20 protein-coding genes are annotated in these 23,767 nt (G+C 59.7%); 5 read left to right on the forward strand and 15 right to left on the reverse strand.

The window, feature by feature from the left end; genetic code table 11:
- Positions 1-9: 9 nt before the first annotated feature.
- Complete coding sequence (locus IH881_02625) at positions 10-3,690, reverse strand: hypothetical protein (GenBank protein ID MCH7866563.1); 3,681 nt, start codon at positions 3,688-3,690, stop codon at positions 10-12.
- Between the two features lie 299 nt (positions 3,691-3,989).
- Positions 3,990-5,108, reverse strand: coding sequence for a hypothetical protein (locus IH881_02630; protein ID MCH7866564.1), 1,119 nt, complete (start codon positions 5,106-5,108; stop codon positions 3,990-3,992).
- Positions 5,109-5,305: 197 nt separating this feature from the next.
- Between IH881_02630 and IH881_02635 the strand changes: the two genes are divergently transcribed.
- A complete protein-coding gene (locus IH881_02635; GenBank protein ID MCH7866565.1) occupies positions 5,306-6,196 on the forward strand; it encodes a PaaX family transcriptional regulator in 891 nt (296 codons plus the stop codon).
- 29 nt (positions 6,197-6,225) lie between these two features.
- The gene (locus IH881_02640; GenBank protein MCH7866566.1) at positions 6,226-7,182 is read left to right on the forward strand and encodes a fatty acid desaturase family protein; all 957 of its coding nucleotides are present in this window, start codon (positions 6,226-6,228) and stop codon (positions 7,180-7,182) included.
- A gap of 9 nt (positions 7,183-7,191) precedes the next feature.
- On the opposite strand, the gene IH881_02645 is transcribed toward IH881_02640, so the two are convergent.
- From IH881_02645 to IH881_02665, 5 genes are all read right to left on the reverse strand, one after another.
- The gene (locus tag IH881_02645; protein MCH7866567.1) at positions 7,192-7,866 is read right to left on the reverse strand and encodes a DUF4336 domain-containing protein; all 675 of its coding nucleotides are present in this window, start codon (positions 7,864-7,866) and stop codon (positions 7,192-7,194) included.
- A gap of 89 nt (positions 7,867-7,955) precedes the next feature.
- On the reverse strand, positions 7,956-8,825 hold the full coding sequence (locus IH881_02650; protein ID MCH7866568.1) for an LLM class flavin-dependent oxidoreductase: 870 nt from the start codon (positions 8,823-8,825) through the stop codon (positions 7,956-7,958).
- Positions 8,826-8,921: 96 nt separating this feature from the next.
- Positions 8,922-10,889, reverse strand: coding sequence for an FAD-dependent oxidoreductase (locus IH881_02655; GenBank protein ID MCH7866569.1), 1,968 nt, complete (start codon positions 10,887-10,889; stop codon positions 8,922-8,924).
- A 59-nt stretch (positions 10,890-10,948) separates the two neighbouring features.
- The gene (locus tag IH881_02660) at positions 10,949-11,851 is read right to left on the reverse strand and encodes a TIGR03619 family F420-dependent LLM class oxidoreductase (GenBank protein MCH7866570.1); all 903 of its coding nucleotides are present in this window, start codon (positions 11,849-11,851) and stop codon (positions 10,949-10,951) included.
- 78 nt (positions 11,852-11,929) lie between these two features.
- A complete protein-coding gene (locus IH881_02665) occupies positions 11,930-12,799 on the reverse strand; it encodes an LLM class flavin-dependent oxidoreductase (protein MCH7866571.1) in 870 nt (289 codons plus the stop codon).
- A 177-nt stretch (positions 12,800-12,976) separates the two neighbouring features.
- On the opposite strand from IH881_02665, the gene IH881_02670 reads away from it, so the two are divergent.
- Positions 12,977-13,396 carry a nuclear transport factor 2 family protein gene (locus IH881_02670; protein ID MCH7866572.1) on the forward strand — a complete coding sequence of 140 codons (420 nt, stop codon included), beginning with the start codon at positions 12,977-12,979 and terminating at the stop codon, positions 13,394-13,396.
- 11 nt (positions 13,397-13,407) lie between these two features.
- Positions 13,408-14,886: an FAD-dependent oxidoreductase gene (locus IH881_02675; GenBank protein MCH7866573.1), complete on the forward strand. Its 1,479-nt coding sequence runs from the start codon at positions 13,408-13,410 to the stop codon at positions 14,884-14,886.
- 26 nt (positions 14,887-14,912) lie between these two features.
- On the opposite strand, the gene IH881_02680 is transcribed toward IH881_02675, so the two are convergent.
- From IH881_02680 to IH881_02710, 7 genes are all read right to left on the reverse strand, one after another.
- On the reverse strand, positions 14,913-16,151 hold the full coding sequence (locus IH881_02680) for an acyl-CoA dehydrogenase family protein (protein ID MCH7866574.1): 1,239 nt from the start codon (positions 16,149-16,151) through the stop codon (positions 14,913-14,915).
- 41 nt (positions 16,152-16,192) lie between these two features.
- Positions 16,193-17,302 carry an acyl-CoA/acyl-ACP dehydrogenase gene (locus tag IH881_02685; GenBank protein ID MCH7866575.1) on the reverse strand — a complete coding sequence of 370 codons (1,110 nt, stop codon included), beginning with the start codon at positions 17,300-17,302 and terminating at the stop codon, positions 16,193-16,195.
- 81 nt (positions 17,303-17,383) lie between these two features.
- Positions 17,384-18,136: a crotonase/enoyl-CoA hydratase family protein gene (locus IH881_02690; GenBank protein MCH7866576.1), complete on the reverse strand. Its 753-nt coding sequence runs from the start codon at positions 18,134-18,136 to the stop codon at positions 17,384-17,386.
- Positions 18,137-18,151: 15 nt separating this feature from the next.
- Complete coding sequence (locus tag IH881_02695) at positions 18,152-18,922, reverse strand: SDR family NAD(P)-dependent oxidoreductase (protein MCH7866577.1); 771 nt, start codon at positions 18,920-18,922, stop codon at positions 18,152-18,154.
- 11 nt (positions 18,923-18,933) lie between these two features.
- Positions 18,934-19,401 carry a MarR family transcriptional regulator gene (locus IH881_02700; protein ID MCH7866578.1) on the reverse strand — a complete coding sequence of 156 codons (468 nt, stop codon included), beginning with the start codon at positions 19,399-19,401 and terminating at the stop codon, positions 18,934-18,936.
- A gap of 94 nt (positions 19,402-19,495) precedes the next feature.
- Positions 19,496-20,929 carry an alkaline phosphatase gene (locus tag IH881_02705; GenBank protein MCH7866579.1) on the reverse strand — a complete coding sequence of 478 codons (1,434 nt, stop codon included), beginning with the start codon at positions 20,927-20,929 and terminating at the stop codon, positions 19,496-19,498.
- 37 nt (positions 20,930-20,966) lie between these two features.
- Complete coding sequence (locus IH881_02710; protein MCH7866580.1) at positions 20,967-22,457, reverse strand: wax ester/triacylglycerol synthase family O-acyltransferase; 1,491 nt, start codon at positions 22,455-22,457, stop codon at positions 20,967-20,969.
- 485 nt (positions 22,458-22,942) lie between these two features.
- Between IH881_02710 and rarD the strand changes: the two genes are divergently transcribed.
- Positions 22,943-23,611 carry an EamA family transporter RarD gene (rarD, locus tag IH881_02715; protein ID MCH7866581.1) on the forward strand — a complete coding sequence of 223 codons (669 nt, stop codon included), beginning with the start codon at positions 22,943-22,945 and terminating at the stop codon, positions 23,609-23,611.
- 23 nt (positions 23,612-23,634) lie between these two features.
- Here the strand turns inward: rarD and IH881_02720 are convergent.
- Positions 23,635-23,767, reverse strand: a 133-nt coding sequence (locus IH881_02720) for a DUF3604 domain-containing protein (GenBank protein ID MCH7866582.1), incomplete at its 5' end; no start/stop codon positions are given.

Raw genomic sequence — 23,767 nt, forward strand, 5'->3', positions numbered from 1 at the left:
CCTCTCCCGTCAGCTCCCACGTGACGCAGTCTTCGAACGACGTGCCGGCGACCGGCGAGTTCGGAGCCAAAACGCGAGCGCTAGCAGCGGCGCGATTTCAAATCCCAACCCGCACGACCAATCCACAGCAGGGCCGCTTCCCGTGGAAGCCCCGGTCGAAACACCCGTGTTCTTGGTCCCGCTGGAGCAATTCATCTTGCACGTCCCATTTCCAGGCCGTTTGCCTCGGGAACCACTCCTCGAGCCGTTGAGCGCGGGTGAGGTCTGCGTGCTGGGAATCTTTGTCATCGTCTCTCTCGTAACCTCGTAGTGGAACTCAGCGTGAGCGACGAATATGTTGACCCCGAATCCGCCGCCCGTTGTCGTGGTCTTTAATTCATATCCAATCGGGGGCGAGCTCGTCTGTTCAGCCCCACCTGGATCCCAGAACCGCACCGGATTCCCCAGCGTGTAGCTGTACTGATTGATGATCTGAGAAATCGGGTCTCGCGACAGAAACCGCCGCGCGACTGGATCGTAAATGCGCTTTCCGATGACGACCAATTCATCGACGTGGGCTCCCGCCGCGAAGCCCCTGCTACTTTCATCGCTGCCAGTCGTAGTGACGCGTTCGTAACCCGAGTAGTGATGATGCGCCTTCACAGCGCCTTCGTCATCGAGCATCAACTTGCTGTTGCCTCGGAAGTCGAAGAGCCGGTACTCGTGAGTAGAATCGTCGATCCGACTTACGGCCCAGCCGAGGTCGAGCCTTTGATTGCTTCCGAATTCGTCTTCAACCAACTCGCCGCCGTACTTCCAATGGGCCTCCGCTCCTGCGACCGTCGCTGAAATTTTTCTTCCGAACGAGTCCCATTGCATTTCGACGTCGCTTCCCAGCGCCGTCATTCGCCCCATTCCGTTCCAGTGGATCGGCACACCGTTGCGCGCGGTGACATAACCCGCTTCATCGTACTCGTACGCGAGGACCAGCGAACTGTCGGCTTCCATGCTGGCCTTTTCAATTCCGAACTTCTCGATTCCGACTTTTGCGAGTCCGAACTTCTCGATGCGAAGTAGACGGTTGCGCTCGGGGTTGTAGATGAAGTCTCCGGCTGACGACGCTTCCAGATTGCTGAGTTCGTCATAGTCGTAGAACTCATCGACCACGAGCCAGATGCCGCGCGAGTCAGCGATCAGTCGCTCGGAACTCCGATCTTCGAGTTGATACTCCGTGTAGGAGGTTGCGAGGACTCCGATCAGACTTTCGGTCCGCTCGATCTTGCAGCGACTGGCGGGCAGCACGATGTCGCAGGTCGCAGTCGAGACGTCCATCGAGGCGACGAGTTGCTGCGCTTCGTTGGTCGCCGTGAACCCGGTGAGATCGCCGGTCGCTGGGTCGAAATGGTTCACGACCGCAACGCCATTGCCGAAGAGGATTTCGTCTACGCTGCCTGCCGCGAATGTCAAATTGAGGATCGCAACACCGTCCTCGCGAACCGCGATCTGCCGATTGGCAAGATCGTAGTCACGCTCAAAGCTCCGCAGAAGCGTTCCGTCGGCCCGCCAGTATTGTTTCAGATCGACTCGCCCCCGCAGATCGCGACTCACGCTGACGGCTTCGCCGTCGGGATAGTGAATTTCGTCGACAAATCCCGCGGCGTCGTAGGAGTACGTTTCGGGGACCATCGCGTGTGCCGTGTCGCGAATCGCGACGAGCCGTGCGTTTTCGTATTCCAACACCGCCATCGAATCGACTTCGCCAGCATCGGTCCAGTCCAGCTCGTAGCGCACGGAAACAACTTCGCCTGGGCTGCGATACGTGAGGCGTGTCGCCATCCCGTTGGGCTTCAAGATCGCAACAATCCGACCGTTGGCGTCGTATTGAACCATGGTACTGGTCCACGAACCGTCGACCCGGCTTCTTTCTTCGACTCTGCGACCCAGGGTGTCGTAGTGAAACTCGGTATCTCCGCCATAGGGGCGCTCGATCAGGGTACTTTGGTGGTCCGCCCGCCATTCGATCCGCAGCTCGCTTTGCAGTCCCGGCGCCGACGCCCCGCCGGCTTCGAGCACAAGCGCCGCGATGTTGCGATCTGCATCATACGAGCGCTCGACAATTCCCCCCTGGCCTATCGAGAGCGAGCCAAGGTGCGGGTCCCGATCGAGCAAACCGTCGGCTTCGAGGAGGTTGCCCAGGACATCGTAGGTGTAGTTCACCGTGGTGGTCCCGCGCGTCACGCTGCGAAAATGGCCGTGATCTCCACGGTCCGAATACACGGTCACGACGCCGGCTGGATCGGTCAGCGTCAAATCTCCGGCCGCGTCATAGGCCAGGGTCGTGAGATCTCCGGTTCCTGTCGCGACCGACTCGAGAACGCCTTCACTCGAGTAGCTTCGGCTCTCGATCAAGCCGAGGTCTTCTTCGATTCTCGCGATTGCACGCCTGTACCGGTTCTCGCGATTCTCCGCCGGCGAAGGCGCAAAGGTGCGAATGATGATGTTTCCGGAGGGCTGCGTCTCGGTGGCGACGTCACTGCCCACCACATCGAAAAGACGCTCGACACCCGAGGGCGAAAGCTCGGAGATGCGATCGTAGCTATCTCCCCGCCACTGCCACCTCCAGAACTCGCCAGCGGAATTTTGCTTGCTCCACATGCGCAGATTCAGATCGAACGAGTAGACGGAAGTGCCGCCCATGGGATCGGTCACATTGGTTTTCGCGATTCCGATCGAATCCATCCCGCCGTAAACAAACCGCCAGAACGGGTCGCCTTCCCCGATCTGCACGACCTTCATGATTGCGTTGGTCGTTCCGTAGTAGTGGTATTCGATCCGCTCGTCGTGGGAGTTTGTGATGGCGACAAGGCGGCCGGCCTCGTCGTATTCATAGCGAGTTCCCCCCCAACCGTTGGCGAGGTCCAGGGCATCGCGTGCCGAAGCAATGCGCTCCGTATCTGCGTCATAGGTATAGAGAGCCGAGCGCCCCGCGAGGTCATCGACCGCCGACAAGCGCCCCCTCGCGTCGTAGGTCAATGAATAGAGGGTCGAGCAATCTGTATCGCTCGTGCACTGGTCGATTCTTGCGAGTCGGCTTTCCGCTTCAGGGCTCGATCTCACAAAACGAAGTGCCGGGAACGCAGCACTGATCCAATTCACGGAGGCCAACTTCCCCGCCTCGTCGAACTCGTGCACGAGCCCCCCACTTGTCCGAACGGCATCGTGACTGTGCCAGACCCAATGGGATCCGGGCACGGGTTGGCCTATTCCGCTGCCGATTTTGAAATTGAACCGATAGCCGGTGTCATCCGTAAAGATGGGATCCATTGTCGGCTGATCTCTGAGCAGGCTGGAGTCGAAGTTCCAGTGCCACGCCCCTGCGGCCGAGTTCCACACGGCCTCAACCTGCCAATCGCCAATGCGGGTATCGACCGCTAGATCACCGCGCACAACGAACAAGTTTCCGCCATAGGCATTCACGTGCCCACCGGGTACCGGGAGCATGAGGTCTTCGAAGACCCGAGCCACACCGGAGCGCGGTTGCGGAATGCGCAATCCGGTTTCCCAGGCGGAGCAACCCAAGCACCCCATATAGAGCGCAGCTGCGGCCACCAGCACGAGCACCCGCGCAAACCCATTGAGCCGACGCGTGTTGTACTCAAAAGTAATTGAACGCAAAACTGAACTGCATGCGAGAACGACACCGCGCGCCATCCCACCCCCTGTCGCTGACACAGACTCGCGGCGCGCGTCCTTGCATTCACTGTTACCACTGCAGAACGTTCAAAACGTGCAGATGGATTTCGAATGCGAGCGGGGTGTTGACACTATGGCCAGTTCATACCGAGCGAATTTCTAGCCGGAACCTCAATTGTGAATTGCGCCAGATCGGATTGGCTTCGTTGGCCTCGTCTGACATTTTTTCGAGTAGCACAGCGCCGGGATGGCCACGAGCAATCGGCTGAGGATTGCTCGAAATGGTTCTGATTGGTCGGACCCCAAACCACCGGTCCTCATCCAGGACCGAGCATGTCCTTGAACCCATAACGAGCGTGCGGGCCGATGTGAACTTGCTCGAGCACACCAATTCCCTTTTGATCCCCGCTCGTGGCCATCACGATCTGTTGGATGTGAACGTTTTCGAATGCGTTCTCATCCAGTTCGTCGCAGCGCCATTTTTCTCCGCCAATTGCAAGTTCGCCCTTCCAACGCCCGTGGCCCCATTCCGGATGCTGATAACCAATGCCCTTCATGCGAAAACACAGCACCGGGTCGAGTTGAATTTCTTCGCGCTTTCCGTCGAGGGTAAGCAGGGTGATCTCTGCGGCGCTGGCCCGGCGCGTTCCCGGAACAAAGCTCAGTTTGTGCTCTCCTCCGGCCAGGAACTCGGTCGCTGGATCTTCGGTTCCGGGAATGTCGTCTGGGTTGTCGTAAGCCGGGCAGATCATCCCATCGAAGTGCCACTGCACACCGTGCTTGTTCTCGAACACGCCCATGTGCGTGCAACGGTCTTTCCAGTGCAGCGGCGCCCACAAGAAAAAAATGCCATCAAACTGACCAGGCGGCGCACCGGGCGGCGCGGGATCGCCCACCGGACGAATTCCCCAGCTGCGATCCTTGGTGCCCAGCACCCGGGCCGGGTCGATGGTCAGCGACTTGCCCTCGTAGCGGATCTCTCCCTCCCAGTGACCAAATTGATTGAAACGCGTGGCTTCCATGCGTCCAACTCTGCTGCGCATGAGTTGATGCCCTTCTTCGATACTGGCGGTCCGCGGAATCCACTGCAGCTCCCCCGCAATTCCGGTCTCGTTGTCGTCCAAGGTGACCCGGAGGCGTTTCATCGGTTCCTGGATCTCGAGTTTGAACGGCCCCACGGAAATTTCGCTGGGTTCGGTCGGCGCCCGACGCGAAGCGTGAAACGAGTGTTGTTCGCCGTCGATCACCAGCGAGAGTCCGCAGTCCATGATTTGCAGATTGGGGTACAGCGCCGCGCCGATCCCGAAGTAGAAGCTGCCATCATCCGGATAGCCGTTGAACCAATAGCGGTCGTAGACGTTGCGATCGCTCGACGCCGGATGAGCGAGTGGCTCCGAGGTCTGGTGGACGGGATAGTCGTCGAGTTTCGAAAGCATGATCTCTCCAGGGGTGACGGGGTCACGGTAGGACACGCCCATCCCGGCCGCCGGGGCGCTGCGAGGTCTGCGAGGGGCCGGGCGGCATCGAAAAAAGTCTTTTCAATTCAATGACTTGCGGACGACCCTCGTTAAAATCTCGATATTTCATTTATTGTCACTATGATCCGAATACTGTAATAACTGATGGGACCACGATGAGCAGAGCAAAGCTTCAACGTTTCGGCGGCAAGGTCTCGGCCAAGAGCCTCGTGATCGATCTGCTGTCGACCATGCCGTCCCATCATCCAGTTGCAGTGGCGGCATTGCTGCGAGCCGCTGGGTTGTTTGGCATCGGCGAGAACAGCATGCGGGTGACACTTGCGCGACTCCGATCGCGCGGGTTGGTGGAGTCGGATCAGCGGGGACTCTATCGCCTGAGTAGCAACGCCCTTCCAGTCAACCGAGAGGTTCGAGCGTGGTCGACGGTCGAAACTTTCGTGGGCGCCTGGGACGGAAGCTTCATCGGTATCGAAACCAGCGGTCTGTCGCGCCGGGAGGATCGCCGCGGATCGCGAGTGCGAGAGCGAGCACTGGGTTTTCTGGGATTCAAATCACTCACACCGACCCTGCGAATCCGCCCCAACAACCTCGTCGGCGGAGTCGCGTCTTGTCGACAACGGCTGATCGCGCTGGGCTTCGCTCCGAAGCCCATTGTATTTCAACTGACCGAATTCGATGAAAGCATGGACCGACGTGCTCGCGGGCTTTGGGACATCGCAAAGCTCGAGGCCGACTATGTCGCGACCTGCGAGCGGCTTGCGCAGAGCGTCGAAAGGCTGCCGGGTCTCGGGACGAAAGCCGCCATGGCGGAATCATTTCAACTGGGAGGCGAAGCCGTGCGCCAAATCGTCCTCGACCCGCTGCTTCCCGCAGAGATCGTCGACGTTGAGGCGCGCAGCGCGATGTTCGACGCAATGCGACGCTACGATGCAATTGGGCGCAACCACTGGAAGCAATGGACCGGCGCATCGATCGACCTCGAACAGAGTCCAGTCGATATCGGAACCTTCGGCTCGGCAACAGAAACTCCGAGCATCAACAGATAGAGGGGCGAGAAGTGCTGGAAAGAGAGAGCGTGTTGACCACGGATGATGTCGAGCGGGCAGACCTCAATCGCAAATTCAGGATCACCGACATTGCCGCGCCCGATGAATTGGTTCGCTTTAGCGAGCGGAGCAACGCCCGTGCGACGAGCTATGTCGTCTTCAACTGGGCCATGGTGGCGCTGATATTCACCACAGTTGCGCTGTGGACCCACCCCCTGACGATCCTGCTGGGCGTCGCACTGTTGGGCGGACGACATCTGGGCTTCGCGGCGCTGATGCACGACTGCGGACACCGCGCGCTGTTCGCGAGCGACCGCACCAATGCCTGGGTGGGCCAGTGGTTGTGCGCGTATCCGATCTTGTCGGACCTCCCCCGCTACGCCGCCGGACACCGCAAGCACCACGCCTTTGCGGGCACGCACGACGACCCCGACCTCCCGAACTACCAGAGTTATCCCGTATCCAAGGCGAGCTTTCGCCGGAAGATCGTGCGCGACTTGACGGGGCAGACGGGGCTGCGGAGTTTGCGTGCAACCTGGCGCCGGGGTAAGGCGGACATCACGCGCGCACCTTGGAACGGGAACACACTGGCGGGACACGCGCTGATCTACGGCGCCATTTTCGCCCCACTCTACGCGGCCGGCGCCGGATGGTTGTTTCTAATGTGGCCCGCTGCGTATATGACGTCCTACATGTTGATTGCACGCTTGCGCCAGGTCGCCGAGCACGGCGCGGTGCCCAATCTCTTTGATCCCGATCCGCGCAGGCATACCCGCACGACGCTCGTGCGCTGGTTCGAGCGGCCCTTCCTGGCGCCGTTCAATCTCAACTACCACCTCGAACACCACCTTCACGCAAGCATCCCCTGTTATCAGCTACCGGCCTTCCATCGGTATCTGGTTTCTCGGGGCGTGTTTGATGAAACGCATTTTCCCAGCGGATATGGGGAACTGTTTTCGAAGACCGTACAGCCGGACACTGTGTAGTGATCGCGACTAGAGCCAGGCGAAGGCCTGCTCGAGCTTCGCACGGCCGCCGGTTTCGAGCACCTGGCCGTGGGTCACCGTCACCCGGTCGAAGTCCCATTCGAGTATGCGGTCGATGACTCGCCGGATGGCCTGTTTGTCTCTCATGAAGGTCCTTGCCAAATAGCTCGGTCCGAAGTGCCCATAGCCCCCCATGACTCGCATCAACACCCGGGTGATGAGCGACTCTGAATTCAACATGTTGAAGCACAAGTCGGTCAACAGGAGCGTGCGGGTCGCGCGGTGGAAGAAGACGGTTTCGTTGATCTGAGGTGCACCTTGAACGAAGACCTGATCGATATCCGCCGACCACGCCGCCGGCACATCATCGCTCAATGTCTCGTAGGACAGGCCGGGTACTTTTGTGTCAAAAGAGGCAGGAGCGTGACAAGTCGCGCCGTCGTAGCGCGACATCCAGTCCGCAACATTCATGTTGTGGAATAAATTGGAGGCGACGATCTGGGTGACATTGCCGAGCTTGTCGATCTCGATGTGGTCGCCGTCGTCTGTCGGCCCGGGAGCGTGGGCAAAGATGTTCCCGTCCGAGAGACGGATCAACGTCGTTCGGGTTCCGATCCGGATGCCGCCGGTAATCGTCAATGCGTGATCGATGACCCACAGGTCTTTGTCGAGCTTTCGCAGCATTCGACTCTCCTTTTGAGCTTGGACCAATCGAGCTGGAAAGCTCTCTTGCGAGGTAGCCGTTCGCGTCCGAACCGCACGAGGACCAGAGTCTAGAGCTTCGTCAGGACTTCGTCGGCGAATTTCTTGATGCAGTCGAGACGTTCTGGCAATGCGAGTTCCTGGGTGTCGTAGACCCCCCAGGCGGAAATCGTAATATCGGTGAGGCCGATGTCTTCCGCCTCGCGGTAGCCGTCGGGATCAAACACTTCGATATCGCTCAACATTCCCTGCACGATGTAGTCTTCTCGGTTGTCGGTGCCGAACTCCTTGCGGTAGCCATCGAGCAGCGTTTTCAACCCGCGCATCTGTTCGCGGGTCACGTTCGCCGCGACCCAGCCATCGCCGAGCCTCGCTGCACGTCTCAATGCCGGCTTTGAATGACCCCCCACGGTGATCTTGATCGGCTGATCGGGAACTGGGCACATCTTGAGTCGAGGAAAATCGAAATGCTCGCCGTGGTACTCGAAGTACTCGCCACTTTGTACCCCGCGCAGCACTTCGATCATTTCGTCGAGTCGCTTGCCCCGGCCTTCCCAGGCGACGTTGCAGTGCTCGAAGTCGTCGAGCCACGGACTGATCCCAACACCCAGGGTCAGTCGATTGTTGCTGATCACGGCGGTCGATAGCGCGGTTTTTGCGGCGATCAGCGCATCGCGGATCGCCAGCTTGATCACGAACGTGCTGAAATGAAGTGTCGACGTCACCGCAGCCATCGATGCAATCGCAATCAACGGCTCGACAAACGGCTTGTCCTCCAAAAACTCACGCCCTTCGTGATACGGATATTTACCCAGCGCCTCTTCGGGATAAAATATGCTGTCGGGAACACTCACCGCATAAAAACCGGCCTCTTCAGCAGCCCGTGCAATGGGCAAATATTGATCACAATCGAGCATCGTAACATTGAGAGTAAACCGCATAACCCCTCCCTATCCCCCAACCAAAGAGGCTACCAGCCCCGCGTCTCCCACCCGAATCGCCCTACCTCAAGCCAGAATCAGCAATCTCAATCAACCCTAAATCCCAAAAGCAACTTCCAACGCCTCTTGCACCGCCTTCTTCGACAAACCAAACCCCGTCGTGTCACCAATGGCGTGCACGTGTTCAGCCAGGCCTTCGAGTTTGTCCGCAAGCTCGGAATTTGCTTGCGGCTGGCCGACAACGATCACCGTATCGGCCTCGACCAGGCTTTCTCGCCCTGCGTCGAGTTGAAGCTCCACCCCTCGTTTCGTAATTCCCTTGACCCCAACGCCGGTGTTGACCGGGACACCCAGGCGATCGAGTTGAACGCAGTGATCCGCTCTTCGCTTCTTGCCCGCCGGAGTGGCCAACCGGCGACTCGGTTCGATCAGATGAACCCGCTTGCCTCGACTCGCGAGAAACTCGGCCAGTTCGATGCCGATCAAGTTCGCACCGATGATCGCGACCGACTCGCCGATGCCGAGATCCGAAGCCGGATCCGCGTTGCGCGCCCGGGCCACCAGGTCGAGCACGGCCGAGCCCGTGATCACGTGACTCTCTTGGTCTCCCGGGATCTCCGGCGCCGAGAAGCGACCGCCAATCGCCACCACGATGTCGTCGGGTTCGAGTTCCCTGATCGTCGTCTCGTTGGCTTCCGTGCCGAGCAAGATATCGATCGGCAAATCGGTCACGCGCTGAATCAGGTAGTCGAGGAAGAGTTGGTTTCTCGGAAATAGCGTCGAGGCCCAGCGAAACCTTCCGCCGAGTTCCTGTTCCCGCTCCAGGAGAGTCACCTGATGACCCCGCTCGCAGGCGTACATCGCCGCGGCCATCCCCCCCGGCCCACCGCCGATGACCACTACCTTCTTGGCCACGTCGGCCAAAGCGTGCGGAAACTCGAGTTCCTTCCCGACCCTCGGATTGATCGAACATCCCGCTCCGTTGAAGTCGGTCGTCATCGTGTCGATGCAGCCCTGGCAAAGAGTGCAGCGATTGATTTCGCGCAGGCGCCCTTGCTTGATCTTGTTTGGCAACTGCGGGTCTGCCAGCAGGGCGCGAGCCATTGCGATCAAATCCGCCCGCCCCTCTTCTACGATCCGGTTGGCCTCGTGAGGATCCATGTTCTGGCCCACCACCAGAACGGGTACGTCGACCACCTGCTTGATCGCCGTCGCAGCGGCCACGTTGAAGCCGGTTCCATACTCGGGTCCCGTGATGATCTGGGTGATGTTCGCGTCCCCGACGCCACCGCTCACGTGGAAGCAATCGACCCCCGCTTTGACGAGAAGCGGCGCCAGGCGCTGGCTATCGTTGATTTCGCGTCCGCCGGACTGCCGTTCGAAGCCCGATAACCGCACCGTGATCGGAAAATCGGACCCGACCTTCTCGCGAATCCGTGCGAGTACGTCGAGCAGGAGTTTGGTGCGTCCTTCGAACTTGCTGCCCGCGTATTCATCCGTGCGATGGTTGCGCAGGGGCGACAGGAACGAGCCGAGCATCATGTAACTATGTGCGGCGTGCAGTTCAATGCCGTCGTAACCCGCTTCGCGCGCTCGCCGGGCAGCCTCCCCATACATCTCGACCACGGCGTCGATCTCTTCGAGGGTAATCTCGCGGCAGACCTGCTTGGTGGTTTCGGTTCGAATGATCGAGGGGCCAATCGCTTGCAACTGCTTGAAGAACGGGGCGAGAGATTCGGGGCCCGGATGGGAGAGTTGGGGCTGCGCCTTCACCCCATGAGCGTGAATGGCGGCGACCAACTTTTTGTGGCCCGCAATCTGGAAGTCACTATGCAGGCCGAGCGAGTGTTGTTGATAGCGATGGTCGGGGTCAACGCTTGCAACTTCGAGGCCGATCAAACCTACGCCCCCGGCCGCGCGCTCGCTGTAGTAGGCAATCTGGCGGTCGGAGGGGGTTTCGTCGGGAAGCCCATAGTCAACCGTCATCGGCGCCATCACGATCCGGTTGGGCAGCTCCATCGTGCCGATCTTGATGGGTGTGAAGAGTGAATTGAAATCAGACATCAATAATTCCCAGCTGTGTGGCGTCGAGTTTCAGTGGAACACAGATTAGTCGAGCACAGTTACGAAGTACGGTGGATCACCTTGTTTGCGAATCGTTCCATGGCGAGCTTTTTGACGTCGAGACTTGCGACGTCTTCGCCGTCCTTCAGCCACGGCGCACGTCCCCATGGCGTGATCACCCAGGGCAGCACCATGTTGTTGCCCGCGCCCATCTCTTCGAGCTGCGCTTCCACGTCACGGGTAAGGGGTTGAATCAAACTGCAGCAGATGTCGAACGGATCATCTTGTTTTCCCAATTCTTCGCGGAGGGCTTTCAAGCCGTTGATTATCTCGATCAGTTTATCGAGCATCAGCGGCACCCCGAGCCATCCGTCGTTGCGGGCCGCCCGGCGCAGCCCGGCCTTGCTTGCTCCGCCGCTCCAGATGGGGATGTCGGCGAATGGAGCCGGGCTCATCAGGGCGTTTTCGAATTCAAAGAACTCACCCTTGTGGTCGACGCTCTTGCCCGTCCAGAGCTTTCGCATCACTTCGATGGTTTCGTCGAGGCGTCGCCCGCGAGCATGGAAGTCGATCCCGAGCAGCTCGTACTCTTCCTTGATCCAACCCACCGAAACACCGCAATGAACACGTCCGCGGGTAAAGATGGATGCCGCTGCAATCGCGCGCGCCGAGGTGAAGGGGTCGCGCAGCCCGGCGAGATAGATATTGGTCGCCAGGTGGAGTTTCTCGGTGGCGACCCCCATCGCGGTAAGGGTCACCCACGGATCGGACCAGGGGCTGTCCTCGGGCCACCAGATTTTTCCGTCGGGGGTATAGGGATACTTCGAATCGGTGATGTTGGTCGGCATCACGAGATGATCCGCCACCGTGATTCCGTAGTACCCGATCTCCTCGGCGTGCTTCGCGATTTCTACGAACTGATCGACTTCCCGAACGTTGACCAGCGAAATCCAGTGCTTCATCTTCGCATCCTTCTACCGACTATCGATCCATGACTGCAGAAACTGCCATTGCCTCGAAGGAGAACGAGGCATCCCGCGCTACATCTTGCCGATGACTTCGTCGGTGAAGCGCTTCATGGCGTCGATCTTCTCGTTGAGCGGCGACTTGAACTTGCCGCCGTAGTAGAGCCACGGCATGTCACAACATTCGTCGACGCCCATGTCAGCCAGCCGCTTGTGCCCGTCCAGATCGAAGGCATCGATGGCGACGGAGACCATGCGAAAGGGTTTGTCGTCAGTTCCGTACTCTTTGCGATAGCCGTGAATCTTTTCGATCATCACCTTGATCTTGTCCGCGGTCGTGTTGGGCGAGACAAAACCGTCGGCGAGGCGGGCGGCGCGCTTCAGCACCGGCTCGGCGGTGCCACCGATCAAGATCGGCATGTCTCGGTTGGGGACGGGGTTGATCGAGAGATTTGGAAAATCGTAGTACTTGCCTTTGTGCTCGAAGAACTCGCCGCTGAGTGCCTTGCGCAAAATCTCGATCGATTCTCCACAGCGCGCACCGCGCGTCTTCCAATCTTCGCCGCAGATTTCGAAATCTTCGGGCCACGGGCTGAGCCCGACACCGAGAGAAAGACGGTCGTTGGTGATGAAGGTGGTCGTACCGCAGAGTTTCGCGACGAGCAGTGGGTTGCGCACCGGAAGCTTCAACACGTTGATCAGGAAGCGAACGTTCTGCGTCACGGTTCCCATCGCGCTGATGATCGCGAAGGGGTCGAGGAACTGCGTGTTCGCACTCCAATAGCGAGCGCCGCTGTCGCTGTAGGGATAGTCGACCGAGGTCTCGTCATAGTAGAAGAGTCCGTCGCCCACGTTGACCGAGTGCCAACCGAGTTCATCGGCGACTTTGGCCAGCGGGATGTAGTCTTGCATCGGATTGAAGGTGAGGGTGAGGTTGAATTTCACGGATGGGTCTCCGGATTCGAGGGGCACGGCACCGCATCAATACAACGACCAGTCTGTACAGATGCCCGGGGCTGCGAACTAAAATTGCGATCAACAGATCGGTAGTATATGCATTCATGACCGTCAATTCGCGTTCTGGGCGGCAGAAAACACGAGAGAACCAGAAGGGAATTCATCATGAGTGACATTCATCCTGCCCTCGCGGCAGCTCAAAATTCCTGGCGCTGCGCACAGGCCCACGACAAAGAGGGCTGGCTCGACCTGATGGCCGACGACGTATGCATCGAAGATCCGATCGGTGAGGCACTCACCAACCCCACGGGCAAAGGGGTTCGCGGCAAAGCCGAGGTGGGAGAGTTCTTCGACAAGTTCATCGCACCGGCCACGCTGGTGATCGAGACTCACGAGTCGAGAGTCGCGGGAAACGAATCGGCCCATGTTCTGTCCTTGACGACCACGCTGGCCAACGGGGTGGTGACTCGGGTGCGCGGCATCTTTACATATCACTTGAACGACGCGGGGAAACTCACGAACCTGCGGGGCTACTGGACCATGGCCGACATGTCTATCGAACAACCTTCCGAAGCTTCTGAGTAGAGGCGGAACCCGTGTCGACGACTTCCAAAGCAACCCCCACCCGCCCCCGAAGACTCTCTAGCGTCGAGCAATGGGACATCGAAACCGACGTTGCCATTGTCGGCTTCGGAGGCGCAGGTGCCTGCGCGGCCATCGAGGCGTCAGACGCGGGCGCCGACGTATGCATTTTTGAAGTCACCGCAGCGAGTGGAGGCAGTACGGCGTTGTCGAGCGCCGAGGTCTACATGGGAGGAAGCGGGGGAACCCGGGTCCAGCAGGCCTGCGGCTACGACGACTCCACCGAAGACATGTTCAACTTCTTGATGGCCGCACAGGGCGACCTCGCTGACGAAGCCAAAATTCGCATGTACTGTGAGAACAGCGCCGGCCACTTCGACTGGCTGGTGCGTATGGGGGCCAAGTACAAGAACAGCGAACTGAAAGAACGCGCAATCATGGCGATGACAGACGATTGTCTCCTGTATACGGGAAACGAAAAGGCTTTCCCCTTCCGCGAGATCGCCAAGCCTTGCCCGCGCGGACACAACCTCGAAATTACCGGAGACAACGGCGGCCCCATGTTGATGGGTGTGCTGACTGAGAACGTCGAGAAGCGGCCCATCCGCGTCGAATTCAACGTTCGCGCACTCTGTCTGATTGCGGACGAAGACAATGTAGTTCACGGACTGGTGGTGCGTATCGATGGCGAAGAACGAACCGTCCGCGCCCGCAAGGGAGTGATTCTCTGCGCGGGTGGATTCGTGATGAATGAGGAGATGGTGAAGAAATATGTTCCCCAGGCGAAGTTCGGGAACATCCCGATCGGCAATCCCGGTGACACGGGCGCTGGCATCCTGATGGGACAAGGAGTGGGGGGCGCTGTCATTCACATGAACGAAGCATTCATCACTCTTCCCTTCTATCCACCGGGATCACTGACCAACGGCATCTTTGTCAACGCCCAGGCCCAGCGGTTCATCAACGAAGACGTCTACCACTCGCGGATCGCGTATCACATTCTCAAACAAGTGGGAGACGGGATCTACTTGATCGTCAATCACGACGACTACGACCACCCCACATTCTTGAACGCAGAAATCGCGGGTACCGGAGAGACCCTCGAAGAACTGGCGGAAGAGATCGGCCTGGACCCCGAGATGCTTCGTCACACCATCGAGTTCTACAACCGAAATGCAGCGGAGGGCAAGGACCCCCTGTTTCACAAACACGACGCCTGGTTGAAGCCCATTCTGCCGCCCTACGCCGCACTCGACTGCACACCGGGTCGTGGTGCGATCTATCCGTACTTCACCCTTGGTGGCCTCGACACCCTGCCTACGGGGGAAGTATTGACCATGGAAAGGCAACCCATTCCCGGACTCTATGCGGCGGGCCGGACATCATGCGGCCTGCCCCGCACCGCGGCGGGTTATGGCAGCGGAATGTCCGTAGGGGACGCCACTTACTTTGGCCGCGTGGCGGGCAAGCACGTCGCAACTCGGGAAGTTTGAGCGGCGACGCGTTCAGCGCCGCCAGTTCAACGAGCCGTACCGGTTGGGATGTCCTTGAAGGGCTTTCCCTTGTCCATGCGCGGCTCTCCGGGCATTCCAAGTACGCGTTCGGAGATGATGTTGCGCAGGATTTCGTCCGTGCCCCCGGCAAGTCTGAGCCCGGGCATGGACAGGTAAGTGCTCTGCCAAATTGAACCGTCCGGGTTGTCGTCCCCCGCAAGCACCCCCGCAGCCCCCTGCAGCTCCATGCCAAATGCACCCATCTCCAGGCCCATGATGGCGGCGACCAGCTTGCCGATCGAAGCCTCCGGCCCGGGCGTCTGCCCCTGGGACAATGCCGAGAGACCGCGCTGACCAACGTACTTGAGCCCACTTCGGCGAACCGAAAAGTCCGCGATCTTTCGGCGCACTCCACCGTCTTCGATCGCAGGGCGCCCGTTGATCTCGACATTCTGGGCGAGTTGGATGAGTTCCTTGATCCCACCTCCACCCCCCGCGCCACCGAGGGACGAGCGCTCGTTCATCAGGGTCGTGATGGCGACGCGCCAACCGTCGCCCTCAGCACCCAGACGATTGGCATCCGGGATGCGAACGTCGGTGAAGAAGACTTCATTGAAGCCGCGTCCACCGTTCATCTGCCTGATGGGCCGAATCTCGATGCCCGGAGCTTCCATGTCCACGATGAAGTACGTGAGCCCCGCGTGCTTGACGGCGTTGACGTCCGAGCGGGCCACCAGCATGCCCCACTTGCAGTACTGCGCGCCGGTGGTCCAGGTCTTCTGACCGTTGATCACCCAGTCGTCGCCGTCTTTGACTGCGCTGGTCTTGAGACCTGCGAGATCGGAACCGGCATCGGGCTCGGAGAACAACTGGCACCAGACCTCTTCTCCCTTCACCATGTCGGGCAAGAAGCGCTGCTTCTGCTCGTCTGTGCCATGGGCCATGATGGTCGGGCCGAGCATGCCGTGACCAATGCCGTAGATCGAAGGCGGCAACTCGTAACGACCTTCTTCTTGACCAAAGATCACCGACTCCATCGCGCTCGCTTCCTGACCGCCATACTCTTTGGGCCAGCGCAGGCATGCCCAACCCGCTTCGGTCTTCACGGCCTGCCAGGCTTTGGCCTTGGCGATCAGGTCGCCTTCGGCTTCGTCGAGAATGTTGCGCTTGCTCTTGTTTGGATCACGCAGGGTTGCGTTGGCGTCCAACCACGTGCGCACCTTGGCCCGGTAGGCCGCCTCTTCCGGCGAATCATTGAAATCCATGAGTTTCTCCTATTCCTGAATCGATTCGTTCTTCGATTCGATCAAGCTGCCTGCTCGATGAGCTGGACAATGAGTTTTTCGCGCCACTCGTCGGTCGTGCCCAGGGTGTGGGCCAATACCTTGGCGCGCCGGTAGAAGAGGTGACAATCGTATTCCCAGGTGAAACCGACCCCACCGTGCATCTGAATCATTTCTACGACCATGTTCTCGAATGCGTCGCTGGCGCTGATCTTGGCGGTCGCGGCGGCAATCGGGAGCTCTTTGTCGTCGTTCTCGAGCGCCCAGGCTGCGTAGTAGCAGTTGGAGCGCGCGAGTTCGCGGTCGGAGTAGAGATCGGCCATCCGATGTTTGAGCGCCTGAAAGGATCCGACCGGGCGTCCGAACGCGTAGCGATTCATGATGAACTCGAACGTGATGTCGAAGGCGCGGTCGGCACTTCCGAGCTGCTCGAACGCCATCATGACCGCCGCACGGGTGAACACGCTCTGGGCGATAGACCAACCTGCCCCGGCAGCGCCCAGCCGTGTGGCCGGTGCGTCGTCGAACACGAGCTTTGCCTGAGGTCGCGTCGGATCGATCGACTCCAGCTTGCTGCACTCGACGCCCGCGGCACGCAGGTCAACGATCACCAGCGACTGGCCATCACCTTCGTTCGCCAGCACGATGGCGAAATCTGCGCTGTCAGCGTCCGGCACCGGCAGTTTCGTGCCCGAGAGCTTGCCGTTCGAAAACGTCGCACCAATCGACTTCTCGGTGAGGGTTCCGGGTTTTTCGCTGATTGCCATGGTGCCTATCAGATCACCACCGGCGATCCCGGTCAAATATTGCGTCTTCTGCTCGGCGGTTCCTTCGCGAGCAATTGCCTCGGCTGCGAGATAAACCGTGGACCCGAATGGGATTGGCGTGAGAGCCCGTCCGATCTCACCCGCGATCATGGCGAGTTCGAGATAGCCGTAGCCCGCGCCTCCGTACTCTTCAGGAATCGCAACGCCCAGCCAACCCAGTTCGGCAACGCCCTTCCAGAGATCCTTGCTGTAGCCGGTGTCGCCCTCCAACACGTCTCGCATGAGACCCAACGACGAATGCTCGGTGAGGTACTCCCTCGCCGTGTGCTGAAGCAGTTTCTGCTCCTCTGAGAAATCAAAATTCATGTGCGGACCTTCTTTTTGTTTTTGGCGCGGTTGTCAGTGTGGTCGATGATGTTGTTGTTGATATTGCCGTTGATATTGAAATCAGTTTCCTGTCCACGCGGGTTCGCGTTTTTCGACGAACGCGCGCGGTCCTTCCTTTGCATCGTTGGATGCGAACACCTCGCGCAACGGCTGCTTCTGATGTTTCCAGAACTCCTCTTCCGTGCGCCCAAATGAATCGACGATGAGCCGCTTCGAAGCCGCGACCCCGAGCGGAGCGTTCTGCGCAATGCGGGTCGCCAACTTGATCGCCTCGGCTGCCGCCTGGCCGGGTTCCGCAAGCCGAGCGACGAGACCGTATTCGTGGGCCTTCGCAGCGCTGATCGGATCTCCCGTCAACGCCATCTCCATCGCGACGCCATAAGGGACAACCCGGGGCAAGCGCATCAATGCACCACCCGCGGCAAAGAGTCCCACGCCCACTTCGGGAATACCGAACCGAACGTTGTTGGCCGCGACGAGCAGATCGCAACTCAATGCGATCTCGAGTCCACCCGCCAGGGCAAAGCCCTCGATCGCGGCGATCAACGGCTTCTGTGCGCCGTTGCGCAAGAATTGGTCGAACCCCTTGGGCGGACCTTCGCTGGCAAAGGCCTTGAGATCCATCCCCGACGAGAACCCGTTGCCGGCCCCGGTCAATACTCCCGCGCTGAGCCCGTTGTCCGAATCGAGTTCTTCGATCGCCGCGACCAATGCGCCGGCCAGCGCCGAGTTCACGGCGTTGCGTGCTTCAGGGCGATTGAGCGTGATCAGCAACACGCGATCGCGCCGTTCTACGAGGACTTCATCTGCCATGAATCGCTCCTTGATTCATTTAGGGGGAAGGCGCACGCCACCGTCTGCACGCACGACTTCGCCGTTCATGTAGTCGTTGGTCAGAAGTTCCATCACCATCGAGGCGAGTTCGTCTGCAAATCCAAGTCGCTTGGGGAACAGAACGCTCTGGCCGAGCTTCGCCTTGAAGGCTTCGCTGGCTTCTCCCTGACCGTAAATCGGGGTATCGAACAGACCGGGGGCGATCGTGTTGACGCGCACGCCGATCGCCGACAGGTCCCGGGCGATGGGAAGCGTCATTCCGACGACACCCCCCTTTGAAGCCGAGTAGGCACATTGTCCGATCTGGCCGTCGAAGGCCGCAACCGAAGCCATGTTGACGATGGCACCGCGTTGGCCCTGGTCGTCCAGCGGCTCCATCTTGGCCATCATCGCGGCTGCCAGTCGAATGCAATTGAACGTGCCGAGAAGATTTACCCGAATCACGAACTCGAAGGCTTCGTAGTTGAAGGGTTCACCCTTGCGATCAACCGTGCGCCCGGCATTGCCGATCCCGGCGCCGTTGACGAGTACGCGCAACGGCGCCAAACCCACTGCCGTCTCCACGGCCACCTGAACCTGCTCTGCATTGGATACGTCGGCCTTGACGAATTCGCCGCTGAGATCGCTCGCGACTTGCTTGCCCTTCTCTTCGTTCATGTCGAGGATCACGCATTTTGCTCCAGCAGCTGCCAGTCTGCGGGCACATGCTTCACCGAGTCCAGAGCCACCACCGGTGATGAGAGCCGAGCCGTTCGAAACGTCCATCTTGCTACTCCCTAGTCTTCTAAAAACACCCGGCCCATATTTTCGCGCAGGCGGTTGAGTAATTGTGCGAGTTCGCGCCGTTCCTTGCGCGAGATCCCCGCGCGCAGTTCGGCTCGCAATTTTTCGTCGATCTTCAATACCTGGCGGACGACCTCACCCCCCGAAGGCGTGACCGCCACCAACCAGACGCGACGATCGCCGGGCTTCGGGCGACGCTCGACGAGTTCCAGTTGCTCGAGAGAATCGACCAGGGATCCCATGGCCGCGCGCCCGATTCCCAGATGCCTCGCCAGATCCGCCTGCATGAGCGGCCCCGACTCCTGGGTGTAGGCGAGGGTACTCGCCTCGGAGAGATTCAACCCGAGTTCTTGCAAGCGCAGGTCGTACGCCCGCCGAATGTCCCGGGACAGCGACATCAGCGTCGCTTCAACCCTGAGCCAGGGCGGTGCATCGAGCTCGTGACTTGAAGTTTTTGCCAAGGGGGGACTCTCTTCTATACAAAAGGTGGTCTTCCATACAAAAGGTGGAAGGTCTGTGGAGACCGTTCCGCCAGATTGTCTGGCACCATACTATCTAGCGACTGACAAAGTGTCCAGTGCCACGGTTCTCGCCCTTCAACCCCAGGTACTCCGCCATGATCTCGAATAATTCCGGCTGAGAAACCATCGCCGGGACTCGCCCCACCCCGATTTCATTCGCAAACACCGGCACATTCACCCCCGTGTGTTCTTCCAACGCGAAATCGTTGGTCGCGTAGTTGACGACCAGGATGGCTCCGTCGCGAGTCTTCAAGCGAACCAGACGACCCGGCGAGTAGATCGGTACGCCAAACTCGACAAAAAGACTCTCATTGGGTACCAGCTGAGCCGCCTGACCGTGATCGGCTGTAACCAGGATCAGGGTTTCAGGATGCGCCTCGGCGAAAGACAGCGCACTCTGAAGCGCCTCTTCGAGTTGCTCCAGTTCGCCGATGGCGCCGCACGAGTTCCGGACGTGGGACTGCTTGTCGATCGAGGCCGACTCGATGGTGAGAAAGAAACCCTTGCCCCCGTCCCCAGAGAGGTGGCGGAGAGCCGCGTCAGTCATCTGCTGCAACGATGGCACTCCCGTTGCGGTCGGGTTCGCCTCGCAGGTCATCGGTTCGGGGTAGATTACTTCTCCCAGGTAGCGGTGGAACGAATGCAGGAAACTCGTCTCGGGTTTTTCAGCGGTTCGTCCGCCTTCCCCTTGCCAACGAACGGGCATATGACTTGCCGCGAACAATCCCAGGAGCTTGCGATCCCGGGGTGCGGCGTCGAGTTCAGATGCCAACGTGATGACGTGGAAGCCGTTCTTGATCGCAGCTTCGAGAACACTGTGGTGTTCGCCTTCGGCCTCGGGTGCGAAATGTTTCTTGCCGCCGCCCAACACGACATCCACGTCAGAGTCCGCGATCTGTTCGGCGATCGATCCCAGGCCTCCGTTTCGTTTGAGGTCAGGCAAACAATTGCCGAGGTGGACCTCGCGAAAGACGACTTCTTCCATCGCGGTCGGGTTTTCACAGAACCGCTGGCTGATGTGGGCGACGAATGCAGCCGGAGTCGCGTCGGTGACGCTCGAGGTGGAGACGATCCCGGTTTTCAGTCCAGCGGCTTGGGCCAGTTCAATGATCGTGGTGATGTCCTGGTCCGAGCCAGCGGTCGTGGACAGACGCCCACGGCTGGTGACGACCCCCGTCGCAAGAGACGTCGCGGTGTTGGCCGAATCGGCCACGTAGACCACTTGTTCGGGGTCATCATTTGAAACGGTCAAGACTTGTGCAGTGCTGCGCAGGGGCATGGTGTCGAGGGTCAAGCGTCCCCGGGCACCCACGAGATAGTTTCGGGCAATGGTGATTTGATGATCGTCCATGCCGTCGCCGATGATCAAGATCACATTGCGGGGACCATCGGCAACAGCCACTCCCCCGGCCAGAACCGCGACGAGGATGAACACACAGAGTCGGCAGAGGTGTATACGGATCAAGATTGCTCCGGACCAGAGGGCTTTCGAGTGAACGCGAGTCTTACTCAGACTCCTCGCTCTCGCTCGCTTCGGTCTCGGTTTCGCGTCTTGAAAACTCGAGGTTCTGCTGAAGCGAACTCGAGAGCACGACTCCCGCCGCTTCGGCCACCATCTTGGTCGACGCTGCAATCAATTTTACGAACTCCTGGAGGTCGGGCACCACGTCCGGGTTGGCATTGAATCCCCAGCAGATCGTGCCGTCGTAGCTCATCAGCGCAATCCCGAGCCCCATTCCTTCGAGCAGTGGTACCTGCGGGTAGATCCCCAACAACTTCGAGCCCTGCATGTAGAGCGGAAACTGCGGTCCGGGGATGTTGGTGACGATGGAATTCACCGGGCCGTTCGCAGATCGCGAACCCAGGGAGAGCAGGCTGGCCGGGGTCCACTCGGCCACGGTCATCAGCATCTCCACGCCGAGCGCCTGATTGGTCTCCTTCAACCGTTGGGTGGTCGTATAAATCTGCTTTAGCTGATCCAGCGGTTTTTCCTCGTGCACCGGAAGTGCGAGGATCCACGATGAAACCCGGTTGCCGAGCTTCCCCTGTTCTTCGTTTCGCCGCACGCTGACGGGGGCCGAGATCTTGAATTCCTGCGTCGCGGGATCGACGCCACGTCGCAGCATGTAGCCGCGAATGGCGCCGGTGACGATCGTGAGCACGACGTCGTTGACCGAACAGTCGAGTCCTCGACGCATCGCTTTGATGTCCTCGAGCGGCGTGTCCAGCCAGGCGAAACTTCGGTGCGGCCCCAACGGTCCGTTCAGAGCGGTTCGGGTCGAAGTCAACCCCATGCCGAGCATCGAACCCAGAATCTTGGCTCGCTTGCCGATCTCGGCGACAACGCTTTCGCTCTGGCTCGCGAACTCACGCAAACCTTGCACGGCCTTCATGGGCAAGCTCAGTCGATACGCCACCTCGCCCAGCACGAGATCCATGGGACTCGGCACCGGCCTGGGAATGAAGCGCGGCACTTCGGCGAGGTCCCGAACGGGGGAGGGCGACATCATGATCTGGGCCAGGTCCAGCCCGGACGCTCCATCGATCATGCAGTGATGAATCTTCGTGATGACCGCAAATCGATCCCCCTCGAGCCCCTCGACGATCCAGGTTTCCCAGAGCGGTCGCGCGCGATCCAGCGGCTGCGCCATGATCCGCGATGAGAGCTTCTGCAACTGCTCGTCTGTGCCCGGATCGGGCAACGCGGTATGGCGCACGTGATAGTCGAGTTTGAAGTGACGGTCGTCGACCCATACTGCATGATCGAAGAAGGGTATGAAGTGAAGCTTTTGACGGTAACGAGGAATGCGATGCAAGAAGCTTTCGGTCGCACACATGATGCGGTTGATGTCGATCCCTCCATCTTCCGTGCGCAGCGGACCGGCCTCATAGACCAGCGTGGAGGAAACGTGCATGTGCGAACTTTCTGACTCCATCAGGAGAAACGAATTGTCTTGTACCGAGAGTCGGTCGTAATTGTAGTTGTAGTGGGCCATATCACCTCCCCGTCGACCGCACGCCGTGCGAGCGGCGAACGCAACTACTCTGTCAGGTGTAGCCAGCGAAGTCCAGCCCGATTTCGAGAGCTGCTGAATTCGCGAGAATGCACTCCGAGAATCGTCGGCGCCCGGGAGGGGGACTTCAACACGATTCCAACTCGCCCTCACGCGCCCAGTCGCGAGATCGTCTACGCTGATTTCTGCCGCGCCCGTGGTTGTTGTTGGGGAATGTTCTCGAGGACACCGTTGAGGAGGTTCATTGGATATCCGTCGCGGGATCCTTTCTGGTGTTGCGGCCTACGTCGTGTGGGGCGGAAGCCCGATCTTTTGGAACGCCATCAAGCAAGTACCCCCGTTCGAGATCTTGTCCTGGCGAGTGCTGTGGGCGCTGCTGATTCTGTTGCTCGTGGTGGCCGTCAGGCGCGTCGAGGGGCGCTGCTGCGGGCGGCGTTCAGCCGGGGCGGCGGACCCTCGTCATCGGCGTGGTCGCCGGAGCGCTCCTCAGCCTGAACTGGGTGATGTTTCTCTGGGCGGTGACTCACGGCCATATCGTAGAAGTCAGCTTGGGGTACTACATCAATCCCCTCATGAGCGTGGCCCTCGGGGTCGTGGTGATGGGCGAGCGGTTGAGCCCCAGGGTCCAGATTGCGATCGCGATCGCGGCGATCGGCGTGGTGGTGATGACCTTTGCAGCCGGCCAACCCCCGTGGATATCGCTTTGGCTCGCCGTCACCTTCGCCCTCTACGGTCTCTTGAAGAAGCAGGCCGACGCTGCGGAACCGCTCGAAGGTCTCGTCATCGAAACCGGTACCGCAGCCATTCCCCTGGCTCTGTGGCTGGCCATCCTGATCGCGGACGGTCAAAGCCAGGTCGTGGCGGGCAGCGTGAATTGGGCGTGGTTGCCTTTCACGGGTGTCATCACCGTAGTGCCGCTATTGCTGTTCGGGATTTCCACCCAACTCATTCCACTTTCAATGGTCGGAATGCTTCAATATCTGGCGCCGTCCATCCAGCTTGCACTCGGGCTCATGCTTTACGGCGAAGCCGTTACCCCAGCGCAGATATTTGGCTTCATCGCAATCTGGCTCGCCCTGGGGATCTACGTCTTCGACAACCTGCGCGCCGTCAGAACAACTGAGACGGCAGCTTGAACTGATGCCAGCGACCCGCCAGCTCAAACCGGCGGTGTATACCAGATGGGCGAGGTCCAGGCGCGCTCCTGAATCGTGCGTTTGCGTTCGGAATTGTCGCAGTCTGCGGGGCGATCGTCTCCCGCGAGCCCGATGCACTGCCATGCGTTGTAGCGA

This window comes from Myxococcales bacterium (assembly GCA_022563535.1).
Classification (GTDB): domain Bacteria; phylum Myxococcota_A; class UBA9160; order UBA9160; family UBA4427; genus DUBZ01.

What these genes read in the sequence shown, in the direction of transcription:
- IH881_02625 (MCH7866563.1), bottom strand. Translation starts at nt 3,690, where the DNA reads ATGGCGCGCGGTGTCGTTCTCGCATGCAGTTCAGTTTTGCGTTCAATT.
- IH881_02630 (MCH7866564.1), bottom strand. Translation starts at nt 5,108, where the DNA reads ATGCTTTCGAAACTCGACGACTATCCCGTCCACCAGACCTCGGAGCCA.
- IH881_02635 (MCH7866565.1), top strand. Translation starts at nt 5,306, where the DNA reads ATGAGCAGAGCAAAGCTTCAACGTTTCGGCGGCAAGGTCTCGGCCAAG.
- IH881_02645 (MCH7866567.1), bottom strand. Translation starts at nt 7,866, where the DNA reads ATGCTGCGAAAGCTCGACAAAGACCTGTGGGTCATCGATCACGCATTG.
- IH881_02650 (MCH7866568.1), bottom strand. Translation starts at nt 8,825, where the DNA reads ATGCGGTTTACTCTCAATGTTACGATGCTCGATTGTGATCAATATTTG.
- IH881_02655 (MCH7866569.1), bottom strand. Translation starts at nt 10,889, where the DNA reads ATGTCTGATTTCAATTCACTCTTCACACCCATCAAGATCGGCACGATG.
- IH881_02660 (MCH7866570.1), bottom strand. Translation starts at nt 11,851, where the DNA reads ATGAAGCACTGGATTTCGCTGGTCAACGTTCGGGAAGTCGATCAGTTC.
- IH881_02670 (MCH7866572.1), top strand. Translation starts at nt 12,977, where the DNA reads ATGAGTGACATTCATCCTGCCCTCGCGGCAGCTCAAAATTCCTGGCGC.
- IH881_02680 (MCH7866574.1), bottom strand. Translation starts at nt 16,151, where the DNA reads ATGGATTTCAATGATTCGCCGGAAGAGGCGGCCTACCGGGCCAAGGTG.
- IH881_02685 (MCH7866575.1), bottom strand. Translation starts at nt 17,302, where the DNA reads ATGAATTTTGATTTCTCAGAGGAGCAGAAACTGCTTCAGCACACGGCG.
- IH881_02690 (MCH7866576.1), bottom strand. Translation starts at nt 18,136, where the DNA reads ATGGCAGATGAAGTCCTCGTAGAACGGCGCGATCGCGTGTTGCTGATC.
- IH881_02695 (MCH7866577.1), bottom strand. Translation starts at nt 18,922, where the DNA reads ATGGACGTTTCGAACGGCTCGGCTCTCATCACCGGTGGTGGCTCTGGA.
- IH881_02710 (MCH7866580.1), bottom strand. Translation starts at nt 22,457, where the DNA reads ATGGCCCACTACAACTACAATTACGACCGACTCTCGGTACAAGACAAT.